General features: G+C 63.8%; 21 protein-coding genes. 9 read left to right on the forward strand and 12 right to left on the reverse strand.

The genetic code is table 11. The annotated features are described in order from the left end of the window. Positions 1-38 precede the first annotated feature (38 nt). The 8 genes from AC07Y0_RS00345 to hutF all read right to left on the reverse strand — a co-directional run bounded on the left by AC07Y0_RS00345 (position 39) and on the right by hutF (position 9,582). Positions 39-740, reverse strand: coding sequence for a FadR/GntR family transcriptional regulator (locus AC07Y0_RS00345; protein WP_498673418.1), 702 nt, complete (start codon positions 738-740; stop codon positions 39-41). Beyond that, complete coding sequence (locus tag AC07Y0_RS00350) at positions 722-1,774, reverse strand: four-carbon acid sugar kinase family protein (RefSeq protein WP_498673420.1); 1,053 nt, start codon at positions 1,772-1,774, stop codon at positions 722-724. The genes AC07Y0_RS00345 and AC07Y0_RS00350 overlap by 19 nt, the downstream gene beginning before the upstream one ends. A 199-nt stretch (positions 1,775-1,973) precedes the next feature. Next, a complete protein-coding gene (locus AC07Y0_RS00355; protein WP_498673423.1) occupies positions 1,974-2,552 on the reverse strand; it encodes a HutD/Ves family protein in 579 nt (192 codons plus the stop codon). 11 nt (positions 2,553-2,563) lie between these two features. Further along, positions 2,564-4,237 (reverse strand): urocanate hydratase, encoded by a 1,674-nt coding sequence (hutU, locus tag AC07Y0_RS00360; RefSeq protein WP_498673425.1) that lies wholly within the window; start codon positions 4,235-4,237, stop codon positions 2,564-2,566. A gap of 94 nt (positions 4,238-4,331) precedes the next feature. Next, positions 4,332-5,153, reverse strand: coding sequence for an N-formylglutamate deformylase (gene hutG / locus AC07Y0_RS00365; RefSeq protein ID WP_498673427.1), 822 nt, complete (start codon positions 5,151-5,153; stop codon positions 4,332-4,334). A gap of 244 nt (positions 5,154-5,397) precedes the next feature. Beyond that, positions 5,398-6,933 (reverse strand): histidine ammonia-lyase, encoded by a 1,536-nt coding sequence (gene hutH, locus AC07Y0_RS00370; protein ID WP_498673429.1) that lies wholly within the window; start codon positions 6,931-6,933, stop codon positions 5,398-5,400. Further along, a complete protein-coding gene (gene hutI / locus AC07Y0_RS00375) occupies positions 6,930-8,168 on the reverse strand; it encodes an imidazolonepropionase (protein ID WP_498673431.1) in 1,239 nt (412 codons plus the stop codon). Before hutI ends, hutH begins: the two co-directional genes overlap by 4 nt. 43 nt (positions 8,169-8,211) lie before the next feature. Next, a complete protein-coding gene (gene hutF, locus AC07Y0_RS00380; protein WP_498680150.1) occupies positions 8,212-9,582 on the reverse strand; it encodes a formimidoylglutamate deiminase in 1,371 nt (456 codons plus the stop codon). A 135-nt stretch (positions 9,583-9,717) separates the two neighbouring features. Between hutF and hutC the strand changes: the two genes are divergently transcribed. Continuing rightward, positions 9,718-10,452 (forward strand): histidine utilization transcriptional repressor HutC, encoded by a 735-nt coding sequence (hutC, locus tag AC07Y0_RS00385; RefSeq protein WP_498673433.1) that lies wholly within the window; start codon positions 9,718-9,720, stop codon positions 10,450-10,452. 444 nt (positions 10,453-10,896) lie between these two features. Here the strand turns inward: hutC and AC07Y0_RS00390 are convergent, their stop codons facing one another. Beyond that, complete coding sequence (locus tag AC07Y0_RS00390) at positions 10,897-11,919, reverse strand: LacI family DNA-binding transcriptional regulator (protein ID WP_498673436.1); 1,023 nt, start codon at positions 11,917-11,919, stop codon at positions 10,897-10,899. 302 nt (positions 11,920-12,221) lie between these two features. Here AC07Y0_RS00390 and AC07Y0_RS00395 point away from each other — a divergent pair, with 302 nt between their 5' ends. From AC07Y0_RS00395 to AC07Y0_RS00425, 7 genes are all read left to right on the forward strand, one after another. Beyond that, positions 12,222-13,556 (forward strand): ABC transporter substrate-binding protein, encoded by a 1,335-nt coding sequence (locus AC07Y0_RS00395; RefSeq protein ID WP_498673439.1) that lies wholly within the window; start codon positions 12,222-12,224, stop codon positions 13,554-13,556. A 96-nt stretch (positions 13,557-13,652) separates the two neighbouring features. Next, entirely contained in the window at positions 13,653-14,600 is a 948-nt protein-coding gene (locus AC07Y0_RS00400; RefSeq protein ID WP_498673442.1) for a carbohydrate ABC transporter permease, read from the forward strand. Then, on the forward strand, positions 14,597-15,538 hold the full coding sequence (locus tag AC07Y0_RS00405) for a carbohydrate ABC transporter permease (protein WP_498673444.1): 942 nt from the start codon (positions 14,597-14,599) through the stop codon (positions 15,536-15,538). The genes AC07Y0_RS00400 and AC07Y0_RS00405 overlap by 4 nt, the downstream gene beginning before the upstream one ends. Further along, the gene (locus AC07Y0_RS00410; protein WP_498673446.1) at positions 15,535-15,723 is read left to right on the forward strand and encodes a hypothetical protein; all 189 of its coding nucleotides are present in this window, start codon (positions 15,535-15,537) and stop codon (positions 15,721-15,723) included. The genes AC07Y0_RS00405 and AC07Y0_RS00410 overlap by 4 nt, the downstream gene beginning before the upstream one ends. Positions 15,724-15,726: 3 nt before the next feature. Further along, on the forward strand, positions 15,727-16,824 hold the full coding sequence (locus AC07Y0_RS00415) for an ABC transporter ATP-binding protein (protein WP_498673450.1): 1,098 nt from the start codon (positions 15,727-15,729) through the stop codon (positions 16,822-16,824). After that, positions 16,817-17,812 (forward strand): ABC transporter ATP-binding protein, encoded by a 996-nt coding sequence (locus AC07Y0_RS00420; RefSeq protein WP_498673451.1) that lies wholly within the window; start codon positions 16,817-16,819, stop codon positions 17,810-17,812. The genes AC07Y0_RS00415 and AC07Y0_RS00420 overlap by 8 nt, the downstream gene beginning before the upstream one ends. A gap of 11 nt (positions 17,813-17,823) precedes the next feature. Then, on the forward strand, positions 17,824-19,443 hold the full coding sequence (locus tag AC07Y0_RS00425; RefSeq protein ID WP_498673452.1) for a dihydroxyacetone kinase subunit DhaK: 1,620 nt from the start codon (positions 17,824-17,826) through the stop codon (positions 19,441-19,443). A gap of 77 nt (positions 19,444-19,520) precedes the next feature. Here the strand turns inward: AC07Y0_RS00425 and AC07Y0_RS00430 are convergent, their stop codons facing one another. Genes AC07Y0_RS00430 through AC07Y0_RS00440 form a run of 3 tightly spaced genes read right to left on the reverse strand, consistent with a single transcriptional unit; the run spans position 19,521 to position 23,270 of the window. After that, positions 19,521-20,996 (reverse strand): aldehyde dehydrogenase family protein, encoded by a 1,476-nt coding sequence (locus AC07Y0_RS00430; RefSeq protein WP_498673454.1) that lies wholly within the window; start codon positions 20,994-20,996, stop codon positions 19,521-19,523. 53 nt (positions 20,997-21,049) lie between these two features. Further along, complete coding sequence (locus AC07Y0_RS00435; RefSeq protein ID WP_498673455.1) at positions 21,050-22,318, reverse strand: glycosyltransferase; 1,269 nt, start codon at positions 22,316-22,318, stop codon at positions 21,050-21,052. A gap of 19 nt (positions 22,319-22,337) precedes the next feature. Next, the gene (locus tag AC07Y0_RS00440; RefSeq protein WP_454747310.1) at positions 22,338-23,270 is read right to left on the reverse strand and encodes a GntR family transcriptional regulator; all 933 of its coding nucleotides are present in this window, start codon (positions 23,268-23,270) and stop codon (positions 22,338-22,340) included. 216 nt (positions 23,271-23,486) lie between these two features. Between AC07Y0_RS00440 and AC07Y0_RS00445 the strand changes: the two genes are divergently transcribed. Further along, a complete protein-coding gene (locus tag AC07Y0_RS00445; RefSeq protein WP_498673457.1) occupies positions 23,487-24,557 on the forward strand; it encodes a polyamine ABC transporter substrate-binding protein in 1,071 nt (356 codons plus the stop codon). Positions 24,558-24,650: the final 93 nt, after the last annotated feature.

Raw genomic sequence — 24,650 nt, forward strand, 5'->3', positions numbered from 1 at the left:
CGCGATCGGGGCGTTGTCGCGTGGCCGACCTCCGGTTTCTAGCGGGTGGTCTGGAAAAGGCGTTCGCGCGAACCGGTCAGGTGGTCGAGCATCAGCTGCCGGGCCTTCACCCCATCGCCGGCGGCAATGGCGTCGGCGATCGCTTCGTGTTCGGCGAAGACACGCGTCAGCCCCGCCGTTTCGCGTTTCACCGAGGCACCGTGAAACTTCATCCCGACCGCGATATGGTCCTTCAGGGCCTCCATGGCGGTGGAGAAATAGCTGTTCTTCGCGGCGACGGCGATCGCCAGATGGAACTGGAAGTCGGCGTCCTCGCGGTGCGATTGCCGGTTGGTGGCGTCGCGCATGAGTTCGAGCGCGTGGCGAATGGCGGCGAGGCTTTCGGGCGTGTGGCGGGCTGCGGCCGCTGCTGCGGCCGCCGGTTCGAGCGTGAGACGGAACTCGTAGCAATTCAAAAGGTCAGCAACGTTTTCCAGCTGGCCGAAGCCGAGCGGTTCCTTCATGCCGAGCGCGCGCACGAAACTGCCGGCTCCACGACGCGAATAGACCAGACCCTGCTCGCGCAGGCGTCTCAGCGCCTCGCGGATGATCGGGCGCGACACTTCGAATTCCGCCGCCAGGTCGTGTTCGGTCGGCAGGCGCTCGTCCGGCTGATAGGCGCCGGACTTGATTGCGCGGTGCATGCGCTCGAAGACGACATCGGCAAGGCTCTTGCGCGTGGTCACGATCTCCTGGGCCATCGATCATCCCGTTTGTGCAGGATAAGCCCTGCGATTTCTTTCAAAGTGTGCGGCTGCCCGAAGCCCCCGGATTTGGCGATGATGCAATGTCCCTGGGCGTGGGCAAGACCCAGGCCCGGTACACATTCACCGGCCAGCCGGAAGTGGTTGATCCCCATCTTCTCTAGCACGGCTTCTGCCGTTGCGCCGCCGGAAAGCAGCAGGGTCCGCGCGGTCCCCGTCAGTGCCGGGCAGACGCTTTCCGCCAGGCGATGCGCGACCTCGGAAGGCGTGGCCGGCTCATCCGCCGACACGGCCTGCACGAGCGTCAGCCTACCTGCCTCAGGGAGCGCCTCTTCCACCAACTGTCCATTCGGCGCGGAAAGATGCCGTAGATCGCAGGCTTCCCGCAGCATTTCGATCTGGGCCAGGGTGATCGGGTCGCGCGATCCGATGACGAAAAGGCCCGGCCCATCCGGTATGCCGGCAAAGCGGGCAGGGGCATTGTCTGTCCACTGACGGGCCAGCGCTTCGGCGAGCCCTCTGGCGCCGATGAGGATATCCACACCGGACTGCTGTGCCGTTTCGAGGGCTGCCGCCATTTCCTCCTCGGACACGGTGTCCGGGATCGTCGCATGGGCGGCATGCCGGCCGAGAACCTCGGCAATGGAGAGCGGAGTGTCCACGCCGAAGCCCTGGACGTGGCCCTCTTTCACCACTCGCCCGAATGCCGGAATGGCAGGGGCGACCAAGGCGGAGCGAAAGGGCGTGCCGTCGAGTTCGGCCGCGATATGTCCCTTGAGGCGCGAGTCGATTTTCTTGAAGAGGATCGTGCCCGGCGGCAGGAGTGCGAGTGCGGCCGCCATGGCGTCCTGCGCGGCGCGCGGATCCAATTCCCGCGAACCGATGTCGATCGACAGGACCTCCGGATTCAGGCTCACGGCCTGCCCGATCGCATCGACCTTGAGGGCCACCTCGCAATGGAGCCCCCTGCTGGCGAACGGTGCGGCGGTGTCCAGCGCACCCGTCAGATCGTCCGCAATGATTGCCAGCATGATGGGGAACCTGAAGCTAGTTGTTATCTTTTATTTCCTTTTTATCATTGAAATGTCAAGAGAGTTTTCGCCTTGCATGACAAGTTGTGAGGAGATGTCCGCAGGCTGGGAGGCACGATCCGAAAGCGGTGATCTCGGAAAAGGTGGCTCGATGGCGTCTCTGTGCCACGCACGCGCATGCTCAGCGCCCAAACGGGGATCATGCGGGCGTCGCGGTGGAGACTGAGATGACGAAAATCTCGACCGGCCGAACCGTATCGACGGTCACCTGCTCGTCGCGCTCAAGCTCCAGCGTGTCGAAGCGATTGAGTTGCGACCAACGGCCGTCGATCTCGACCTGAACGTCGGCTGTCGGAACGAGCAGCGTGTACTCGACTGCTTGCAGGCTTTGCGAGGTCTGGAAGGTCCGACGGGTCATCGCATGCCGATAGCGGCCGCGCCGCGTCATGACGTTGAGGTCCATTGTCGGGCCATCGAGGTTGCGGCTGGCAACGGGCCATTCGCCGGGGAAGCTGAACGGGTCGCTCGTGCCGGTCAGGGGGACAGTCCGATCCTCGGGCAGATCGAGCAGCAAACCGTTGCCCTCGAGGAGCGCGATGGTGCGGTCCACGCCGGGAAACAGTGAAAACGGTCCATCCGTGCCGACATGGGCGATCGAGACACGCCAGTCGAACCGCTCGGCGTCGCTGCCGGTTGGAAAGGACAGGGCTTCCTCGGTCATGCCCTGGCCGTTTTTCCAGGGCATGCGCCGGTAGTCTTCGCGCCGGATGATGCGCATCGCGGCTCGCCTCAGTTGCCGAGAATGCCGGGCAGGCGGAGCCCCTTTTCCTCCGCGCAGTCGAGGGCGATTTCGTAACCGGCATCGGCGTGGCGCATGACGCCGGTGGCCGGGTCGTTCCACAGCACGCGCTCGAGCCGCCGGGCCGCATCGTCCGTGCCGTCGGCGCATATCACCATGCCGGAATGCTGCGAGAAGCCCATTCCGACGCCACCGCCGTGATGCAGCGACACCCACGTGGCGCCGGACGCGCAATTGAGCAGCGCGTTCAGCAGCGGCCAGTCGGACACGGCATCCGAGCCGTCCTTCATCGCTTCCGTCTCGCGGTTCGGCGAGGCGACCGAGCCGCTGTCCAGATGATCGCGGCCGATGACGACGGGCGCCTTCAGTTCCCCGCTCCGCACCATCTCGTTGAAGGCGAGACCCAGTTTGTGGCGATCGCCGAGGCCGACCCAGCAGATGCGGGCCGGAAGTCCCTGGAAGGAGATGCGCTCGCGCGCCATGTCCAGCCAGTTGTGCAGGTGCGTGTTGTCGGGCAGCAGTTCCTTCACCTTGGCGTCGGTCTTGTAGATATCCTCCGGATCGCCCGAAAGGGCGGCCCAGCGGAACGGGCCAATGCCGCGGCAGAACAGCGGACGGATATAGGCCGGCACGAAGCCGGGGAAGGCGAAGGCGTTTTCCAGGCCCTCTTCCTTGGCGACCTGCCGGATGTTGTTGCCGTAATCGAGGGTGGGCACGCCCCTGTTCCAGAAGTCGACCATGGCCGCGACATGGATCTTCATCGAGGCACGGGCCGCGGCTTCTACAGCTTTCGGATCGCTCTCCTGTTTGGCGCGCCATTCGGCCACCGTCCAGCCAAGCGGCAGGTAACCGTGGATCGGGTCATGCGCCGAGGTCTGGTCGGTGACGATGTCGGGTCTGACGCCGCGGCGCACCAGCTCGGGGAAGATGTCCGCCGCATTGCCGATCAGGCCGACGGACTTGGCTTCGCCGGCCCTGGCCCACTGGTCGATCAGGGCAAGCGCTTCATCGAGCGTATGGGCCTTGGCGTCGACATAGCGGGTGCGCAGGCGAAAATCGACGCGGGTCTCGTCGCATTCGACGGCGAGGCAACAGGCGCCGGCCATGACGGCGGCCAGCGGCTGGGCGCCGCCCATGCCGCCGAGGCCACCGGTCAGGATCCACTTGCCCTTCAGGTTGCCGCCATAGTGCTGGCGGCCGGCCTCGACGAAGGTCTCGTAGGTGCCCTGGACGATGCCCTGCGTGCCGATATAGATCCAGGATCCGGCGGTCATCTGGCCGTACATGGCGAGACCCTTGCGGTCGAGTTCGTTGAAGTGTTCCCAGGTCGCCCAGTGCGGCACGAGGTTGGAATTGGCGATCAGAACGCGCGGGGCGTCCTTGTGGGTCCGGAACACGCCGACCGGCTTGCCGGACTGGACCAGCAGCGTTTCCTCCTCGGTCAGGGTTTTCAGCGTCGCGACGATGCGGTCGAAATCCTCCCAGGTGCGGGCGGCGCGGCCGATGCCGCCATAGACCACCAGGTCATGCGGGCGTTCGGCGACGTCAGGATCGAGATTGTTCATCAGCATGCGCAGCGGCGCCTCGGTCATCCAGCTCAAGGCATTGAGTTCGGTGCCGCGCGGCGCACGGACATCGCGGATGTTGTGACGTGGATTGGTCATGTGTTTGCTCCCTTGCTGGAAATGTCATCTGTATGGTGCTGCCCCTCATCCGGCTGCGGCCACCCTCTCCCCGTTCACGGGGAGAGGGTTAGGGTCAGGGTGAGGGGCATTGTGCTGTGGCCAGTTCCGGCACGATCGTCTCGATCCGTTGCAGAATGGCTTTCAGGTGCTTGCGCAACCGCCCGGCCTTCTCGTCGTCATAGGCAAATGGCGGCGCTTCCGTTTCCAGATGCGAAATCTGCGCGAGCTCCATCTGGATCGCGTGCGCGCCGTCTTCCGGCCGACCGTAGTGACGCGTGGTCCAGCCTCCCTTGAAGCGCCCGTTGACGATGGCGCTATAACCCTCGGCGGATCGGGCGATGTCGGCCGCGGCCGTCTCGATGCGGGTATCGCAGGTGCGGCCCATGTCCGTGCCGATGTTGAAATCCGGCAGCCGGCCTTCGAACAGGAACGGGATCCGCGAGCGGATGGAGTGGCAGTCGTAGAGAATGGCCACGCCATGGATGGCCTTGACGCGCTCGATTTCAGCCAGGAGGGCCGCGTGATAGGGCGCGTGGAAAGACGCAAGTCGCTCGGCGACATCGGCCTCGGATGGCTCTTCGCCTTTTGACCAGATCGGCACCCCGTCGAAATCCGTCTCTGGCACGAGCCCGGTCGTGTTCTGGCCAGGATAGAGGCTCACGCCCGTCGGATCGCGGTTGGCGTCGATGACATAGCGGTGAAAAGTCGCGCGCACGGTCGTCGCACCGGGCAGGAGACCGGCATAGAGTTGGTGGATGTGCCAGTCGGTATCGGCCAGCAGCCTGCCGTTGTCGTTCAGGCGCTCCCAGATCTCGGGCGGGACTTCGGTTCCGGTATGGGGGAAGGCGAGAATAACGGGGGACGTGCCTCGGGCAATCTCGAAGGGATGGGTCATTGAAGCGGTCCTCGGCTGTGTCCTGCGACACCCCCCTCTGTCCTGCCGGACATCTCCCCCTGAAGGGGGGAGATCGACCTGCGGCCGGCCGTTCGCACGCCTTTCACGCCGAACGCGTTCAGCGCATATCTGCCGTCGTGGAACACATGTCCGCTCTGGGAGGGACCGTGGCCCCACGCGATCTCGCCCCTTGAGGGGGAGATGCCCGGCAGGGCAGAGGGGGGTGCGGAAGACGCGAACATTTTCACCCCTCCAATCCCGGAAGCAGCCCATCCGACACGCTGGCCACCAGCGAACCGTCGGCCACCAGCGCGCTGGCCGCAGCCAGGTCCGGGGCCATGAAGCGGTCTTCGTCGAGCGTCGCCACCACGCGGCGCAACACGGCGATGGCCTTCTGCAGTTCCGGGCCGGTGGTCAGGGGCGCGCGAAAATCGATGCCCTGCGCCGCCGTCAGCGCCTCGATGCCGATGATGGCGAAGAGGTTGTCCGTCATCTGCAGCAGCCGGCGTGCGCCGTGGCAGGCCATGGAGACGTGATCCTCCTGGTTGGCCGAGGTCGGGGTCGAATCCACGGAGGCGGGGTGCGACATCTGCTTGTTCTCGCTCATCAGTGCCGCCGAGGTGACCTCGGCGATCATCAGGCCGGAGTTCAGCCCCGGTTTTCTGGCGAGGAAGGCGGGTAGCCCATAGGACAGGACGGGGTCGACCAGCAGGGCGATGCGGCGCTGGGCGATGGCGCCGATCTCGCAGACGGCAATGGCGATCTGGTCGGCGGCGAAGGCGACAGGCTCCGCGTGGAAATTACCGCCGGAAACGACGCTGTTGTCGGGGAGCACCAGCGGATTGTCGGTCACCGCATTGGCTTCGATTTCCAGCGTGCGGCCGGCCATGCGCAGAAGATCGAGGCAGGCGCCGTCGACCTGCGGCTGGCAGCGGATGCAATAAGGGTCCTGCACCCGTTCGTCGCCGTCGAGATGGCTGTCGCGGATCACCGAGCCGGCAAGCAGGCTGCGCAGCGCGGCCGCCGTGTCGATCTGGCCCTTGTGGCCGCGAAGCGTGTGAATACCCTCGGTGAAGGGCGCCGAAGATCCCATCGCCGCATCGGTCGACAAAGCGCCAGTGATGAGCGCGGCCTGGGCTGCCCGATGGGCGCGAAACAGCCCCGCCAGGGCGAGCGCCGTGGAGGCCTGGGTGCCGTTGATCAGCGCCAGACCCTCCTTGGCCGCCAGGATCACGGGCTTCAGGCCCGCCCGCTTCAAGGCCTCGCCGCCCGACAGCCGTTCGCCCTGGTAGAAGGCTTCGGCCTCGCCCATCATCACGGCGGCCATATGGGCGAGCGGCGCGAGATCGCCGGACGCGCCGACAGAGCCCTTTTCCGGGATGAGCGGCGTCACGCCCTTCTCCAGCATGCCCTCAATCAGCCGCACGAGTTCCAGCCGCACGCCCGAAGCGCCGCGGCCGAGCGAGATCAGCTTCAGTGCCATGATCAGCCGCACGATGTTTTCCGTAAGCGGCTGCCCGACGCCGCAGCAATGCGACAGGATCAGGTTGCGCTGGAGCGTGGCGGTGTCGGCCGCATCGATCTTGATCGAGGCCAGTTTGCCGAAGCCAGTGTTGATGCCGTAGACCGCCTCGTTGCCGTCGGCGATTGCGGCGATGCGGGCGGCGGCACGTTCGATGCCGGCGTCGAAGCCGCGATCGAGTTCAACGCTCTCCGATTTCCAGTAGATCGCCGACAGTTCTGCAAGCGATACGCTGCCGGGGTGTAGCGTGATGGTCATGGATGGTTCCCTCCCGTAAATTCCCCGTTCCAGATCCGCCGGTGCAACGGATTGAAGCCGATGCGATAGACGAGTTCTGCCGGGCTCTCGATGTTCCAGATGGCGAGGTCCGCCTGTTTTCCGACCTCGATGGTGCCGATGGTGTCGAGCCGCCCAAGTGCGCGCGCGGCCTCGCGGGTCACGCCGGCGAGGCATTCCTCGACGGTGAGGTGAAACAGCGTCGCGCCCATGTTCATGGTGAGCAGCAGCGAAGTCAGCGGTGAGGTGCCCGGATTGCAGTCGGTGGCGAGCGCCATCTTCACTGCGTGGTTGCGGAACAGTCCGACCGGCGGTTTCTTCGTCTCGCGGATGAAGTAGTAGGCGCCGGGCAGCAGCACCGCGACCATGCCGGCGGCGGCCATGGCGGCGGCGCCCGCGTCGTCAGTATGCTCCAGATGGTCGGCCGAAAGCGCGCCGTACCCCGCAGCCAAGGCCGCGCCATGCAGGTTGGACAACTGGTCGGCATGCAGCTTGACCGGCAGGGCGAGCGCCCGGGCCGCGTCGAAGACGATCCGCACCTCGTCGGGCGAAAAGGCGATGCCCTCACAAAAGCCGTCCACGGCGTCGACCAGTCCCTGGGCATGGGCAGCCTGCAGCCCGGGCAGCACGACGTCATGGATGAAATCGGCATTGCGCCCCTTGTAGTCTGCCGGCGTCGCATGGGCGCCGAGATAGGTCGTGGCGAGGTTGAATCTCCGCGTTTCCGTCAAGGACCGCGCGGCGCGTAGCATCTTCAATTCGTCCTCGACCGTCAGGCCGTAGCCCGACTTGATCTCGACGGTGGTGACGCCCTCGGCAATCAGCGCGTCAAGACGCGGCAAGCTTTCGGCCACCAGGTCCGCTTCGCTCGCCTGTCTCACCTGCCGGACGGAGGAGACGATGCCTCCGCCGGCCCGGGCGATCTCCTCATAACTCGCGCCCGCCAGCCGCATCTCGAATTCCCTGGCGCGGTTGCCCGCATGAACGAGGTGCGTATGGCAGTCGATCAGACCCGGCGTGATCCAACGACCCTCGCAGTCGACGACCTGCATGCCGGCAGTCGCCGAAAAGTCGGACTCCGCGCCGACATAGGCAATCCGACGATCTTCTATAGCGATCGCGCCATTGTCGATGACGCCCAATCCCTGCAGGTCCGATGCCATGGTGGCCAGTCGGGCATTCCGCAGCAGAGTGGTCCTCGGTGTGGTTGTCGGCATGGGATTCCGCTTTCTTGCTGCCGGTTGACGCTGCTTTGTGGATCTAGGCCAATTTCAGGAGAACGTCGCGGAAAGCGCGATCGATCGCGTCTTCGTTCTTGTGGCGGCCGTCCCGCACCACCCATTCGCCCGCCGCCAGGACATCTCGGACCACTTCGGCACCGGTCGCAAAAAGCCAGCGGCCGAGGATCTGGTCGCCGGATGCCGTGCCGATGAACGGATCGTTGCCGTCGAGAACGACGAGATCGGCGCGGGCACCGACGCGGATGCCGGCATTGCCGATGCCGGCCGCCTGGGCGCCACCTTTCAATGCCGCATCGAACATGGCTCTGGCAACGGATGTGCCGGGGCCGCCGGAAAGCCGGTTGCGGCGACGATCCCGTAGCCGCTGTCCATATTCGAGCAGGCGCAGTTCCTCGGCGACGGTCGTTGCCACATGGCTGTCGGTGCCGATGCCGAAGGCGCCGCCAAGGCCAACAAAGTCCGTCGCCGGGAATATTCCGTCGCCGAGGTTGGCCTCGGTGGCCGGACAGAGGCCCGCAACGGCGCCCGAGCGCGCGAGCCTGGCGGTTTCGTCCGCTGTCATGTGCGTGGCATGGATGGCGCACCACCGCTCGTCCACGGGCATTTCATCGAGCAGGAAATCCACGGGGCGCCGACCGCTCCAGGCAAGGCAGTCCTCGACCTCGCGTTCCTGTTCGGCCACATGAATATGGATCGGGCCGCCTGTTCGTTCGCCGGCGAGTACGGCGCGTATCTCGTCGGGCGTTGCTGCGCGCAGCGAATGGATCGCAAGCCCCAGCGTGGCACCCGCCGCCGCGCAGGCCGGATTGAGCATGTCGAGCAGGGTCAGGAACTGTTCGACATCGTGGAGGAACGGCCGCTGCCCTTCGCTTGGCTGCGTTCCGCCAAAACCGGCATGGGCGTAGAACACGGGAAGATGGGTCAGACCTATCCCGGTCGACTGCGCCGCCCGCAGGATCCTCAGCGAAGTCTCGGACACGTCGGCGTGACGGCGACCGCCAACTGCATGGTGGAAGTAATGGAATTCGACGACGTGGCCGAATCCACCCTTCAGCAGTTCACTATACAACTTTGTCGCGACAACTTCGATGTCATCCGGGGACATCCGTCCGACGAGCCGGTACATGGCCTCCCGCCAGGTCCAGAAACTGTCATCCGTGGACCCGGCGATTTCGGCGAGGCCGGCCATGGCGCGCTGAAACGCGTGAGAGTGAAGGTTCGTCAGGGCCGGAACAACAGGCCCGCAGGCCTCGGGAAGGTGCTGCAGCCGAGCTGCATTCGCTTCAATCGCAAGAATTCTGCCGTCGCCGCCGATTGTCAGGACCACGTCCGATGCCCAGCCGTCGGCCAACAATATCTGCCTGCAAAAAAGTTTCTGCGGTATGGCCATTTGGCGGACCTTAAAGAGTTGTATAGGGAAGATGTCAGAGTTTTCAAAATCCGACAAGTGGGTGGCGAGAAAATTGCGCTTTATTTCCGATGCGTATTTTGTATGCACGAGACAGCATCATCGAGGAGCCGCCACATGTCCGAGGCCGACCACGCCGTTCCGTCCGCCGGTCCGCGCGACACGCCGCTCTACGAGCGCCTGAAGGCCGACATCAAGCAGCGGATCGACAGCGGCGAGTGGCCGGCCGATCATCGGGTTCCCTCGGAAAACGAGCTGTCCGAGACATTGAATGTCAGCCGCATGACGGCGAACCGCGCGCTCCGGGAGCTCGCCATGGAAGGCGTCATCGTCCGTGTGAAGGGGCGTGGCTCGTTCGTCGCCAGCAAGAAGCGCAGCGCGCCCTTCATGGGGGTCCGCAACATCGCCGACGAGATTGCCGAACGGGGATCGCTCCACACGTCGCAGGTCATCCTGGCGCAGACCGAGATTTGCGGACACGAGCTTGCCGAGGCGCTCGATGTCGAGGTCGGCAGCCCCGCCTTTCATTCCGTCATCCTGCATCATGAGGATGATCTGCCGATCCAGCTGGAGGACCGTTTCGTCAACGCAGCGGTTGCGCCGGGCTACCTCGACCAGGATTTCAAGGTCACGACTCCGAACGCCTATCTGACGCAGGTCGCGCCGATCTCGCACACCGAGCAGTTCGTCGAGGCCGTCTTGCCGCAGCCCTGGGAGTGCAGGCACCTGGCGATCGCCCGGTCCGAGCCCTGCCTGCTGATCCGCCGGCGCACCTGGTCGGCGGACCGGATCGTCACCTCCGTCCGCCTACTCTATCCGGGAAGCCGATACAGGCTGGAAAGCAGTACGTAAGGCGGCTGCGGAGCCGGGGGCGGGTCTCGGTACACGCCTTTGGAAGCTGGCCCCTCGGAAGGGAGACCTGTCGTCGTTCCCTGGGGCCGGTCGCTTCTATTGCGGCATTGTACCGGCAGGCGTTTTCAAGATCGCCGAGAAACGCGGGTCAAAGGTTCGGCTGATCGGTTCACTTGCCGCACCGAACGTCACCGACCGCGGGCCTGCCTCCCACCGAACTGCCCGATTGCCAGTGGAACGGAGCACCGCTTCGCCTCGACGAGGATGCGCTCCATCTCTTCGATCCGATGAGCTGGGTGCGCTCCAACCGTAACCGAGACGGGATGGGCGCTCGCTTGGTTCGTGACTGGTCGCGCCGCATGTGCAGCCTGTCGAAAAGGCTTCTCAGCGGACGCTGCCATGAGCGCGCGGTCTTGCGGGCGTGCTGGCCGTTGTACCGCGAAGCTACAGGTTCTCCTTCAGCAGCACCTCGATGCGGATCTTTTCCTGGGAGGCGAGGGGTTCGCGAAGATCCGTGCGTGCCCGCATGATGCGGATGGCGCTACGCACGGCGTGCCCCGGATCCTGAGCGATGATCGCATCGATCCGCTCGTCGCGCAGGGCTTCCTCGGTGAAGGGCGTGCGCTCGTGTACGACGACGGTCAGCGCGCCGTGGTCTCCGCTCTTTTCGATGGCGGCCACGGGAATGCGGGCTTCGGCGCTTAGCACATAGGCGGCCTTGATGTCCGGATTGTTCTCCAGCGTCCTCTGGATGATCGTCTGTGCCCGACGCTCGTCGCCATAGGTCTCCAGGGACGGCAGGCTCTTGAGGTGCTGGAACCGGCTGTTGATGATGCTGTCGAAACCGAGCCGGCGCTCGATGCTGTCCTGCGCCATCATGGTTTCCGCGATGACCATGATCTTGCTCGGCTCGTTGCACAGGAAGCGGCCGATGATCCGGCCGGCCGTGGCGCCGGCGGCGAAGTTGTCGACGCCGACGAAATCCGTGTTTTCGAGCTTCTCCTGGCCGGAGAGAAACTGCACCACCTTGATGCCCCGCTCGAAAAGTCGGGCCATCGCATCGCGCACCTGGGGTGATTCCGGCGCCATGATGGCCACGCCGTCGACCGTGTTGCTGTCGATCAATGCGAGGTACTTGGCGACGAAGTGCGGGTCGCTGATGGGGATCTGGTCGACGTCGACGACGGTCAGATCCGATTTCAACGCTTCCCGGGCTTCCTCGACGCGCTGAAGCAGTTCGCGCAGATACTGGTCGCCGGCGTTCGGCAGCACGAAAAGAAAGCGATAGGTCTTGTTGCGTGCAAGGTTGACGGCCGCCGGGTTCCGGACGAAGCCGATCCTTTCGATGGCCTCATTGACCTTCCTGGCCGCCGTCTTGCTGACGAACGGCCGGTCGTTGAGCACCCTGTCCACCGTGGCCAAGCTCACGCCGGCCGCTTCGGCAAGATCTTTCGCTGTGGGCCGCATCCGGTCTCCTGTCGGTCTCTGTAAAAATACGCCATCCGACTTTTCCAACAGAATCAAGCAAAAAGCAAGAAATTGAGGTGCGCACCTCAAAAATCACTTGCATTGAGGTGCGCACCTCAATTACTAACGCAGACGACATCAATTGCTAAGGGACCGATCGCGATCGGAGGAGCGCATTGTTGTTGAAGGGGCCAGGGAGGATGGCGGCCTGTCGCAATTCCTCATTCTGCGCTGTTTGCCCCTGCGGGGCATTTTTTCGTTTCCTGATGGAGGTCGGGATGCACAAAGGGAGGTTTTCAACCATGAAGTCCAGGCTATTGAATTCCGTAGTGGCTGTCGGCGCTCTTGTCGGTGCCGGCGCGGTTGGCGCGACATCCGCCCAAGCCGATGAATTGACCCTCTGCTGGGCGGCGTGGGATCCCGCCAATGCTCTCGTCGAGCTCAGCAAGGATTTCGAAGCCAAGTCCGGCCACAAGATGAAATTCGAATTCGTGCCGTGGCCGAATTTCGCCGACCGCATGCTCAACGAGCTGAATTCGGGCGGCAAGCTTTGCGACCTGATGATCGGCGACAGCCAGTGGATCGGCGGTGCGGCGGAGAACGGCCAATACATCAAGCTCAATGATTTCTTCGACAAGGAAGGCATCAAGATGAGCGACTTCATCCCCGCGACCGTGACCGGCTATTCGGAGTGGCCGAAGAACACGCCGAACTACTGGGCGCTGCCGGCCTTCGGCGACGTCGTCGGCTGGACCTACCGGAAGGACTGGTTCTCGCGCCCCGAGCTGCAGGCCGAATTCAAGACCAAATACGGCCGCGACCTTGCCGTGCCGAAGACCCTCGCCGAGCTAAAGGATATCGCCGAGTTCTTCCAGGGCCGCGAGATCGACGGCACCAAGGTCTATGGCGCGGCGATCTATTCCGAGCGCGGCTCGGAAGGCATCACCATGGGTGTCATGGACGTGCTCTACAGCTATGGCTTCGAGTATGACAATCCCGACAAGCCCTATGAACTCGAAGGGTTCGTCAATTCGGCCGATTCCGTCGCCGGCCTGGAATTCTACAAGGCGCTCTACGACTGCTGCACGCCGCCCGGCTCTTCGGACGCCTACATGTCCGAGAACATCGACGCCTACAAGTCGGGCCAGGTCGCCCTTCAGATGAACTTCGCCTTCATCTGGCCCGGCATTCATGCCGACGCCAAGGTGGGCGGCGACAAGTCGGGCTACTTCCCGAATCCCGCCGGCCCGGGCGGCAAGCAGTTCGCCCAGCTCGGCGGCCAAGGCATCTCGGTGGTGTCAGCCTCCGAAAAGCAGGCGACCGCGCTGGAATATATCAAGTGGTTTGCCCAGCCCGAGATCCAGGCCAAGTGGTGGAGCCTGGGCGGTTACTCGGCGCTGCGTGCCGTGGTCGAGGATCCGGGTTTCGCCACCAGCCAGCCCTATGCGCAGACTTTCCTCGACTCCATGGCGATCGTGAAGGACTTCTGGGCCGAGCCGTCCTATGCGTCGCTGCTGCAGGCTTCGCAGAAGCGGTTCCATGACTATGTCGTCGCCGGTCAGGGCACCGCCAAGGAAGCCCTCGACGGTCTGGTCAAGGACTGGACCGACGTGTTCGAGGACGAAGGCAAGTACTGAGGTTACGCTGTCGCCTCAGCGCATGACCGCGTCAATGCAGGGCCGGTCGTTACTTCCGGCCCTGCCATTCCAGATCCATTCCTTGAAGGGGGTATCATGTCCGATACACCGATAGATCGCGTCGCACGCGCCACGCCGCCGGCGGTGGCCAGGCGGATCCGGGGCCTCTCCGACCGCGCCATCGCCTGGCTGTTCGTCGCGCCCTCGATCGTCCTGCTGCTGGCGGTCAACATCTTCCCGCTCATCTGGACCATTCGCCTGAGCTTCACAAATTTCCGCGTCAACCGGCCCAATGCCGAGGTGGAATTCACCGGCCTGCAGAACTACCGGCGCATCCTGACGGATGGCGACATCTGGCTGACCATGCAGGCGACGGCCCACTTCCTCATCTGGACCATCGTGCTGCAGGTGCTGATCGGTTTCTCGCTCGCCTATCTGATCAACAAGAAGTTTCGCGGCAACGACCTGTGGACGACCATCATCGTCCTGCCGATGATGCTGAGCCCGGCTGTCGTCGGCAACTTCTGGACCTTCCTCTACCAGCCGCAGATTGGCCTGTTCAATTATGCCGTCGGGTTCCTCACCGGCACCGATCCGTCCAGCTTCTCGATGATCGGCAGCGTCAACCTAGCACCCTGGGCGATCATCATCGTCGATACCTGGATGTGGACGCCTTTCGTAATGCTGATCTGCCTGGCCGGTCTGCGTTCCATTCCAGACAGCATCTACGAGGCTGCCGAATGCGACCGGGCCAGCAAATGGCGCCAGTTCTGGACCATCACCATTCCCATGGTCCTGCCTTTCCTGATGCTGGCGATCCTGTTTCGCGGCATTGAGAACTTCAAGATGTTCGACCTAGTGGTGCAACTGACAGGCGGCGGTCCCGGTTCGACCACCGAACTCACCTCGATCAACCTCAAGCGCGAGGCCTTCGAGAAGTGGCGCACCGGCTATGCCTCGGCCTATGCGGTCATTCTCTTCGTCACCGTCTTCGGCCTTGCGTCGATCTACGTCAAAGCCCTCAACAAGGTGAAGCAGCGATGAGCAGCTATTCCGTCACGGAGCCCTCGGCCCGCCAGAAATGGTTCGCCGGCATCCTGGTCGTCTTCTATGCGGTCGTCACCATCCTGCCGCTCCTGTGGATCATCGCCACGGGCTTCAAGTCGCCGTCCGATGCAATCGCCTATCCGCCGAAGGTCGTTTTCGAGCCAACTCTGGAAGGTTATGTCAACCTGTTCACCACCCGCACGCGCGTTTCGGAGGAAACCCTGCAGCAGATGGGCGAACCTACGTCGTGGTATGAGCGGCTGGTCCGCAAGGATGGGCTGGTGATTGCCGGTCCCTCGCGCTTCGGCGAGCGGTTCACCAATTCGGTGATCATCGGGTTCGGTTCGACCGTGCTTTGCATCGTGCTGGGAACGGCCGCCGCCTATGCCTTCTCGCGCTTCAAGGTGCCGCTCAAGGACGACCTTCTGTTCTTCATCCTGTCGACGCGCATGATGCCGCCGATCGCCGTCGCCATCCCGATCTTCCTGATGTTCCGCCAACTGGGCTTAAGCGACACCCATGCCGGCATGATCCTGCTTTACACGGCCGTCAACCTGTCGCTGTCCGTGTGGCTGCTCAAAGGCTTCATCGACGAGATCCCGGTCGAATACGAGGAGGCGGCGCTGATCGACGGCTACACCCGGTTCCAGGCCTTCTACAAGGTCGTCCTGCCGCAGGCGGTGACCGGCATCGCCTCAACCGCAATCTTCTGCCTGATCTTCGCCTGGAACGAATATGCCTTCGCGGTGCTGCTGACATCAGGTACGGCCCAGACTGCGCCGCCCTTCATTCCGACGATCATCGGGGTGGGCGGCCAGGACTGGCCGGCGGTGGCTGCCGGCGCCACGCTGTTCCTTGTTCCCGTGATGGTCTTCACCATTGTCCTGCGCAAGCATCTGCTGCGTGGCATCACCTTCGGAGCGGTCCGCAAATGAGTGAGTTCTTCAACGGCCTGTTCCGCCTGCGCCGCGGCGCCTGGGAACTGGTTGCCTCCTTCCTGATTGCCGCGGGCGTGGTCATGCTGATGCAGCCTTTCGCCCTGTGGCTGTTCTCCTACTCCTTCGTTGTCACCCTGGTGGGCACGGTGATGTTCATCGTCGTCAGCCACTTTCCGGAGTAATCCATGGCACAGATCAGAATCGAAAATGTGCGCAAGGAATTCGGAAGCTTCACGGCCGTCCAGTCTTCCACATTCACCGTCGAGGATGGCGAGTTCTTCATGCTGCTCGGCCCCTCGGGCTGCGGCAAGACGACGACGCTGCGCATGATGGCCGGTCTCGAACTGCCGACGAGCGGCGAGATCTACATCGACGGCGAAGAGGTGGGCATGAAGCCCGCCAGCCAGCGCGACATCGCCTTCGTCTTCCAGATGTTTGCCCTCTATCCGCACATGAATGTTCGCCGCAACATCTCCTATCCGCTGCTCAGCCAGGGCGTGCCCAAGGCCGAGGTGAAAAGCCGTGTGGCCGAAGTGGCGCGCATCCTCAAGATTGAGGACATTCTCGACAAGCCCGTTGGCGGCCTTTCCGGCGGCGACCGGCAGCGCGTGGCGCTCGGCCGGGCGATCGTCCGGCGGCCCAAGGCCTTCTTCATGGACGAGCCGCTCGGCGCGCTCGATGCGGAGTTCCGGGAGCACATGGCCGAAGAACTGCGTGCCCTGCATGATCGCATGGGGGCGACGACGGTTTACGTGACCCACGACCAGCTCGAGGCCATGCAAATGGGCGACAAGATCGTGGTGATGAACCACGGCGTCGTCGAGCAGTTCGGCAAGCCGCAGCAGATCTACGATTGGCCGGCAACCAAGTTCGTGGCGAATTTCATCGGTTCTCCGCCGATGAATTTCCTGGAATTCGACGGCATGATCGGCATCGGCGGAGATCATGTCGAACTTTCGGGAACGGCGGTGCGGGTTCCTGTTTCCCGCCAGGGCGCCAAGGGGAAACTGACGCTGGGTGTCCGGCCCGAGCATGTCCATTTCTCGGACCGATCGGATTTCCGTGGCCGGGTCATCGCGACCGAATATCTCGGCACGACCCAGATCGTTACCATGGCGACGGCCAATGGGGTGGTGAAGGCCCGCATTTCCTCCAATCAGGCAATTGCGCCCGGAGAAATAATCGGCCTCGAGTTCGATGCACGCACGCTGACCGTCTTTACCGAGGAACGAGGGCAGGCGCTCCTGTCGGAAGCAAATGAGGGAGTGCTACGTCATGGCTGAAGTCGTCCTCGAAAACGTGACCAAGACGTTCGCCACCCAGGTGGCGCTCGACAATGTGTCGCTGACCGTTCCGCACGGGTCTTTCGTGGTGCTGCTCGGGCCGACCGGCGCCGGCAAGACGACGACCTTGCGCATGGTGTCCGGGCTCGACCACCCCGACAGCGGCGAGGTCTATATCGACGGCCAGCCTATGCGCGGCCTGACGCCTGCGCAGCGCAACGTCGCGATGGTGTTCCAGCAGTATTCGCTCTACCCCCATCTGACGGTCCGGCAGAATCTCGAATTTCCGCTGAAGTCGCCGCTGCTGAAGACGCCGCCGGACGAGATCGCGCGCAAGGTGAAGGCGATCGCCGACGTTCTGCAGATTTCCCACAAGCTCGACAACAAGGCGACGGCGCTGTCGGGCGGGGAGATGCAGCGGGTGTCGATCGGCCGCGCGCTTGTCAGGAATCCGCGCATCTACCTGATGGACGAGCCCCTGAGTTCGCTCGATGCCAAGTTGCGGGCCGATCTTCGCATCGAGCTGAAGCGCATCCAGGCCGATTCCGGCGCGACACTGCTCTATGTCACGCATGACCAGATCGAGGCGATGACCATGGCGACCCATGTGGGCGTGCTGCATCACGGCAAGCTGGTGCAGTTCGGCTCGCCGCGCGAGGTCTACGAAAACCCGGTCAGCGTCTATGCCGCCACCCGGCTGGGTCAGCCGCGCATCAACTTCCTGCCGGCGGACCTCTTCCCCGCCGCTCCGCGTGGTGCCGTTACTATCGGGCTCAGGCCTGAACATGTCGCCCAGGGCGTCGGGGAGGACAGCCTGGTCACGCGGGTGGAACATCTCGGCGACCAGACGCGTCTGCACCTTTCGTTCCAGAATCATGATCTCGTGACCGTAACCGATGCCCATACTGGATTGCGGAGTGGCGATATCGTCAAAATTCAGCCAGACAAGCCGCTCTACTTCGATGCGGACGGCCTGCGCCTCGTTTAAGGGAGTTCTCCATGGCACATTTCATCAACAGGAAAGAAGACGTCGTCATCGAAGCGATCGACGGCCTGCTGGCAACCTCCCGCAGCCCGCTGGCGCGCCTTGACGGCTACCCGCATATCCGCGTCGTCGTGCGCAGCGACTGGGACAAGTCCAAGGTCGCTCTGGTCTCCGGCGGCGGTTCGGGCCACGAACCGGCTCATGCAGGCTTCGTCGGCGCGGGTATGCTGACGGCGGCCGTGTGCGGCGATGTCTTTGCCTCGCCGAGCGTCGATGCGGTTCTGGCCGGCATCCTTGCCGTCACGGGTCCGTCAGGCTGCCTGCTGATCGTCAAGAACTATACCGGCGACCGGCTGAACTTCGGCCTGGCGGCCGAGCGCGCGCGCGCCTTCGGGCTGAATGTCAGCATGGTGATCGTCGATGACGACATTGCCTTGCCCGATCTGCCACAGGCGCGCGGCGTGGCCGGGACCCTGTTCGTGCACAAGATCGCCGGTGCGCTGGCGGAGTCCGGCGCGGATCTCGACACCGTCACCGCGGCGGCGAGGCGGGTCGTTGCCGGTACCAAGAGCATCGGCATGTCGCTCGATACCTGCACGGTTCCGGGCTCGCCGAAGGAAGACCGCATCCCCGAGGGCATGGCCGAGCTCGGCCTCGGCATTCATGGCGAAGCCGGCGTCGAGCAGGTCGATTTTTCCGACGCCCGGTCCGCCATGGCCGCCGTCGCGGCCAAGCTGGCACCGACCATCGACGACAGGCCCCATGTCGCCCTGATCAACAATCTCGGCGGAACGTCGGTGCTGGAGATGTCGGTACTGACCCATGAGCTGATCAACTCCGCAGTCGGCAAGCACATTTCCCATGTCGTCGGGCCTGCGCCGATGATGACCTCGCTCGACATGCGCGGCTTCTCGATCTCGCTCTATCCGGCCGACAAGGCTGATCTGGATGCGCTTGGCCAGCCGGTGGCGCTTGCCGCATGGCCCGGCCTTGCCGCCGTGCGGCCGGTCGCCGTTGCCGCCCTGCCGGATGGGCTGACGCCGATCACGCCCCTGCCGTCCGACCACAAGGAGACGCGGGAGTTCCTGATCAACTGCTGTCATGTGATGATCGCCGCAGAGCAGGACCTGAATGCGCTCGATGCCAAGTCGGGGGACGGCGACACCGGCTCGACGCTCGCGGGGGCGGCGCGAGCGCTCATCAAGGCGATGGATCGCCTGCCCCTGTCGGATCATACCCAGCTCTACCGCGCGATTGGCCTGGAACTCAGCCAGACCATGGGCGGCTCGTCGGGCGTGCTGCTCGCCATCTTCTTTGCCGCGGCCGGCGACGGGGCATCGAGCGGCCTGCCGATGCGCGACGCACTGAAGGCGGGGCTTGCCCGCATGCAGGAAATCGGCGGCGCCCAGGTCGGCGACCGCACGATGGTTGATGCGCTCGCCCCCGCTCTGGACGCGCTCGGGGAGAGCATCGGGGCTGCGGCAACCGCCGCCCGCGCCGGCGCCAACATGACCGCCAAGCTGCTGCGCGCCAAGGCCGGTCGGGCCGCCTATATCAATGCCAAACAACTCGAGGGCCACGTCGATCCAGGCGCCGAAGCCGTGGCGCGGCTGTTCGAGCATTTGGCCGGGTGACGACTACCGCGTTTTCGAGGCTGTCCGGACGCGGCCGGCGGTGATCGCCGGTCGCTTCGTTTGAACCGGTGACGGCTCTACTTGATGTACCAGCCCCAGGGTTCGTCGCTGTTGAACGCGGTGATCTGCTTGACCTCGAGATAGTTGGAAAGGCCCCACTTACCGAGTTCGCGGCCGATGCCGGATTGCTTGTAGCCGCCCCAGGGCGCTTCGGTGAAGGTCGGCTGCGAGCAGTTGATCCAGACGATTCCGGCGCGGAAGGCGCGGGCGACGCGCTCGCAGCGCGCCTTGTCCTTTGACATGACGGCGGCGGCCAGGCCGAACTTGCTGTCATTTGCCATGCGGATGGCGTCGGCCTCGTCCTTGAACGTCTTGACGCAGACGACCGGGCCAAAGATCTCCTCGCGCCAGACGAAATTGTCCTCGCCCATGTCGGTGAGGATGGTGGGTTCGAGGAAGTAACCGGTGTCGAACCCTTCCGGACGCTTGCCGCCATGGGCGATGGTGGCGCCCTCGGCGCGGCCGCGCTCGATCATCGCAAGAACCTTGTCATGCTGTCCCCTGGAGACGAGCGGGCCGAGCAGCGTGCCGTCTTCCAGGCCATCGCCGATGCGGATCTTCGCCGTTTCGGCGACCAGCCGTTCCAGCAATGCCGGATAGAGGCTTTCCTCGACCAGCACGCGGGAGGTGGCCGAGCAGACCTGGCCCTGGTTCCAGAAGATGCCGAACATGATCCATTCGACGGCTTTTTCAATGTCGCTGTCGGCGAAGACGACGAAGGGCGACTTGCCCCCGAGTTCGAGGCTGACATTCTTGATGTCGCGGGCGGCAGCCGCCATGATCTTCGCGCCGGTCGGCACCGAGCCGGTGAAGGCAAGCTTGTCGACACCCGGATGCTCGGACAGCGGCCGGCCGGCATCGGGGCCGAGGCCGGTCACGACATTGAGCACGCCGGCCGGCAGCCCCACCTCCTCGGCGATGGCGGCGAGTTCGAGTGCCGTCAGCGGGGTGAGTTCGGAGGGTTTCAACACCATGGTGCATCCCGCGGCAAGCGCCGGCGCGACCTTCCATGAGGCCATCAGCATCGGGTAGTTCCACGGAATGATCGCGCCGGCGACGCCGATCGGCTCGCGCACGACTTTCGAGGAAAAGCGCGGCTCGGAGAGTCTGATCGGCTCCTCCGGGTTTTCGTCCAGCTCTTCCGCCAGCTTGGCGTAGAAGGAGAAACAGCCGGCGGTATCTTCCATGTCCCAGACGGCTTCCGGCAAGGGCTTGCCGTTGTCGATGACTTCCAGGCGACCCAATTCCTGCTTGCGTTCCAGAATCTTCTCGGCCATGGCGCGCAGGTATCTGGCGCGCTCGGCTCCGCTCATCCTCGGCCAGGGACCGGTGTCGAAGGCCCGCCTGGCGGCCTTGACCGCCAGGTCGATGTCCTCGGCCGTGCCGGCCGGCGCCTGGTGGATGACTTCTTCCGTTGCCGGATTGACGACCGGGAAGGTGCCGCCCTTGACGGGTGCCAGCCACTGACCGTCGATGAAAAGCTTGTGCTTCATTTTTTCCCCTTCTTGGCTTTTGGTTCTTGCGCAGGCGACGGGGCAAAACCCGGTCAGCCTGTGACTTTGAGGATCGCCTCGGCGGCGCGGGTCGCCCCGGCAAAGGCCTGCATCTTGCGGGCATTGTCCCTGAGGCGGGCCTGCATGGCGCGGTCGGAGAGAAGCCCGCCGATGACGTCTGCCAGTTCGTCCGGCGACCAGTCGTAGCGATGGAGCATCCTGCCGACACCGGTTTCCTCGGCGCGGCGCGCATTGTCGTGTCCGTCCCAGCAATAGGGCATCACCAGCGACGGAACGCCGTAATAGAGCGCCTCGCAGAAGCTGTTATTGCCGCCGTGGTGGATGAAGAGGCTCGACTGTTCGACCACCGATGGCTGCGGGAACCAGCTGTCGATGAAGACATTGTCCGGCACTTGCACATATTCGTCCCGCCAATGGCCGGCATTGACGAGGAAGCGATAGGGCAGGGTGGCGAAGACGTCGATCATCCGCCGCAGCATGTCGACATCCATGGCACCCAGCGAACCGAAGCTGGTCAGCACGAGTTCCGCATCATTGTGGCTGGCAAAACGCGGCACCTGATAGGGCGTTTCGCGCCGCACGCAGCCGTCCAGGAAGACGAAACGCTCGGGGTCGAGCGGTTCGGCGCGGCGATGGCGGATGATCTCGGGCGCGAGCAGCAGGTTGAGATCGGGCGAGGCGTCGAGAAACAGGGGTGCGGCGGGCGGCTTCAAGCCGCACTCGCTCATGAACGCGGAGAGCCGCTTGTGGGAGGCGGCCGTCACCTTGTCATAGGCTGCGGAAAAGGCCTTCCAGTCCGCGCCCGGCGTTTCGCCGAGACCCGACAGATAGGGCGGCACCAGCGGGTCGGGGATTTCGGTCTCGGCACAGGACACGACGCGGATCCACGGCACGCCAGCCGTCGCGATCGCCGGAAACATCACCACGTTGTCGAGCACGATCGCATCGGGCTTCAGCCTTGCCAGCAATTGGCGCAGCGGATCCTCGACGCCGATCGCCGTCTCGACGATGGCGTCCCAGGTCGGCCCGACATAAGAGGTGAGCTGTTCGAAGGGCGATTGCCGGAAGGCATCCTGGTGGCGGCTGATGAAGTCGTTCCAGTCGGTCGTCTGGGCCGGACCGCTCTCGCCTAGCTGATATTCGGCAAAGCCATATTCGGCGAAGACGCCGATGAAACCCGGATGACAGATGAAGACGGGCCGGGCGCCGAGCCGGCGCAGCTCCTGGGCGATGCCGACGCAGTTGAGGGCGGCGCCGTAGCTTGCTTCGGGGAACAGGGCGATGGTCTTTTGTGCTGCCATGGATTTGTTTTTGCTGGCCTTATCGCGAAACGAGCTTGAAGGCGGGAGGGACGCCGCGGCCGGCGAGGCGCGGCCTCAGCGATTGCGACAGCTGTATATGCACACGCATCAGATCGGCGGCAAGCTCCATCTGGCCGCGCTCGATCTGCTCGAGAATCTGGATATGTTCGAGATTGGACTGCATCAGCCGGTAGGTGTTCACGTGGCCCGCCGCGGCATTGGCGCGGCGCCGGCGATGGTGGTTGGTCAGGGCTTCCGCCATGAAGGGATTGCCGCAGCCCCGCGCCACCAGCATGTGGAAGTCGAAATCGGTGCGCTCGAACAGTTTGCGGTCGAAATCCGCCTCGCTCATGCTCCTGAGGATGAGCATGGACTGCCTCAGCGAGGTCAGCGCCGGCAGGTCGCGGCGGAATTCGGGCAGGGTCAGTGCCAGCGGCTCGGTCGCCAGCCGGAACTCGTAGGACTTGGCGACCGCATCGGCGCCCAGCGCAAACTGCTTCAGCAGCCATTGCTGGCCGGCACCGCGTTCGGCCAGATTATCCTCGGAGAGTTTTTGTAGCGCGTTTTGTACCGTCTGGCGGGAGACGTCATAGCGCCGCTGCAGTCCGGCAACCGTCTGCGCCTCGGCAATCCGGCCGGCGGAGAGGTCGCGCAGGATGGCGCTGTAGATCTCCGTTTCTCCATCGCTTTCGCCGACGTCGTCGAGCCGCGCGATGGCCACCGGATCGACGGCGAGCAGAAAGCCGCCATCGGCATCGGCGGTCACCAGTTCACGCTCCGCAAGGACCTGAAGCGCCTTGCGGACCGGTGTTCGCGAGACATTGCAGTGCGAGGCGAGCGCCTGCTCGGCTAGCCGTTCGCCGGGCGACATGCCGCGCTCGCTGGCGAAATCCAGTATTCTTTGCGCCAATTCCACATGGCGGTGATGAATGCGTCCCGGCTCTGTCGCCATGCCCCACCTGTCTCTCACAAAGGCCGCATGCTGACCTTAGCCGGCTCTTTTCGCAAGCCTTTCCCTGTCAATTCTGGCAGCAGTTGAGAAAATGTAAATTCCCTATTGACGTATTTTTTTTATAAATAATACTGTTCACCAACGGCGACACGAGATCGGGACACCGACGCCTCGCCGAATGAGGTTGGAACAATCATCAAAAATAGGGAGAGATCCGTGCGAACGAAAAGCGGATACGCCAGAACCAGCGCCTTTGCCGTCAAACTGCTCGCCGCAACCGTACTCGCCGGCAGCGCCGGTGTCGCCAACGCGGCCGATCTCGTCATCTCGAACTGGGATGGCTACATGGCGAAGGACATCGCCGAGAGCTTCAAGGCCGCAACCGGCCTCGAAATCGAAGTGGTGAACCACGCCACGAACGAAGAAATCATGGGCAAGCTGATGGCGAGCCAGGGCAAGGGCTATGACGTCGTCTTCGTCTCGTCGCCCTTCGCCGAGATTCTCAACCATCAGGGTCTGGTCGAGCCGCTCGATGGCGCCGCCATTCCGAACCTCGCCAACCTCTATCCCGAGGCGGTCAATCTCGCCTACGACCCGGGCAATGTCTATTCGGTGCCCTATACCTGGGGCACGACCGGCCTGTGCTATCGCTCCGATCTGGTCAAGACCGCGCCCGACAGCTGGATGAACCTGCTGGCCCCGTCCGACGACATCAAGGGCAAGACCACGATGCTGGCGACCGATCGCTGGCTGATGGCGGCGGGCGAGCTCGCCAAGGGCTATTCGGTCAACGAAGCGGACCCGGTGAAGATCGCCGAGGTCAAGGATCTGCTGATCCAGGCGAAGAAGACGCTGCTCGCCTATGACGACACGACCTTCTATTCCAAGCTGGTATCGGGCGAAGCCTCGCTCGTGCATGCCTGGGACGGCTGGTGCAATTACGGCATCACCGAGAACAAGGACATCAAGTTCGTCGTGCCGAAGGAAGGCTCCGATCTCTGGGTCGACACGATCGTCGTGATGAAGAACTCGGAGAAGAAGGATGCGGCGATGAAGTTCATCAACTTCATCCTCGACGCCTCCAACCATGCCTGGGCTGCCGAAAACATCCTCTACAAGGTGCCGAACCGCGCTGCGATGGAGAGCCTCGACAAGGCGCTGATCGATCAATACCCGAACATGGGCATGACGCCGACTGAACTGACCAAGTACGAACTGCTGCGCGATCTGGGGGCGGCCCAGAAGGACTATTCTCGCGCCGTCAGCGAGATCAAGGCCGCGAACTAAGGCCTTAAGCGGAGAAGACCCGAACACTGCAAGACGATGGGGGAGATGTCGGTCTCCCTCATCGCCACCCCTTCGGCTGCCGCGCTCCCTTGC

The organism is Allorhizobium sp. GW101-3B10 (assembly GCF_059424725.1).

Coding starts and splice junctions, on each gene's coding strand:
- AC07Y0_RS00415 (WP_498673450.1), top strand. CDS start 15,727: ATGGCACAGATCAGAATCGAAAATGTGCGCAAGGAATTCGGAAGCTTC.
- AC07Y0_RS00405 (WP_498673444.1), top strand. CDS start 14,597: ATGAGCAGCTATTCCGTCACGGAGCCCTCGGCCCGCCAGAAATGGTTC.
- AC07Y0_RS00440 (WP_454747310.1), bottom strand. CDS start 23,270: ATGGCGACAGAGCCGGGACGCATTCATCACCGCCATGTGGAATTGGCG.
- AC07Y0_RS00435 (WP_498673455.1), bottom strand. CDS start 22,318: ATGGCAGCACAAAAGACCATCGCCCTGTTCCCCGAAGCAAGCTACGGC.
- hutC (WP_498673433.1), top strand. CDS start 9,718: ATGTCCGAGGCCGACCACGCCGTTCCGTCCGCCGGTCCGCGCGACACG.
- AC07Y0_RS00390 (WP_498673436.1), bottom strand. CDS start 11,919: ATGCGGCCCACAGCGAAAGATCTTGCCGAAGCGGCCGGCGTGAGCTTG.
- AC07Y0_RS00350 (WP_498673420.1), bottom strand. CDS start 1,774: ATGCTGGCAATCATTGCGGACGATCTGACGGGTGCGCTGGACACCGCC.
- hutG (WP_498673427.1), bottom strand. CDS start 5,153: ATGACCCATCCCTTCGAGATTGCCCGAGGCACGTCCCCCGTTATTCTC.
- AC07Y0_RS00355 (WP_498673423.1), bottom strand. CDS start 2,552: ATGCGCATCATCCGGCGCGAAGACTACCGGCGCATGCCCTGGAAAAAC.
- hutU (WP_498673425.1), bottom strand. CDS start 4,237: ATGACCAATCCACGTCACAACATCCGCGATGTCCGTGCGCCGCGCGGC.
- AC07Y0_RS00410 (WP_498673446.1), top strand. CDS start 15,535: ATGAGTGAGTTCTTCAACGGCCTGTTCCGCCTGCGCCGCGGCGCCTGG.
- AC07Y0_RS00395 (WP_498673439.1), top strand. CDS start 12,222: ATGAAGTCCAGGCTATTGAATTCCGTAGTGGCTGTCGGCGCTCTTGTC.
- AC07Y0_RS00430 (WP_498673454.1), bottom strand. CDS start 20,996: ATGAAGCACAAGCTTTTCATCGACGGTCAGTGGCTGGCACCCGTCAAG.
- AC07Y0_RS00420 (WP_498673451.1), top strand. CDS start 16,817: ATGGCTGAAGTCGTCCTCGAAAACGTGACCAAGACGTTCGCCACCCAG.
- hutI (WP_498673431.1), bottom strand. CDS start 8,168: ATGCCGACAACCACACCGAGGACCACTCTGCTGCGGAATGCCCGACTG.
- AC07Y0_RS00425 (WP_498673452.1), top strand. CDS start 17,824: ATGGCACATTTCATCAACAGGAAAGAAGACGTCGTCATCGAAGCGATC.
- hutF (WP_498680150.1), bottom strand. CDS start 9,582: ATGGCCATACCGCAGAAACTTTTTTGCAGGCAGATATTGTTGGCCGAC.
- AC07Y0_RS00400 (WP_498673442.1), top strand. CDS start 13,653: ATGTCCGATACACCGATAGATCGCGTCGCACGCGCCACGCCGCCGGCG.
- hutH (WP_498673429.1), bottom strand. CDS start 6,933: ATGACCATCACGCTACACCCCGGCAGCGTATCGCTTGCAGAACTGTCG.
- AC07Y0_RS00345 (WP_498673418.1), bottom strand. CDS start 740: ATGGCCCAGGAGATCGTGACCACGCGCAAGAGCCTTGCCGATGTCGTC.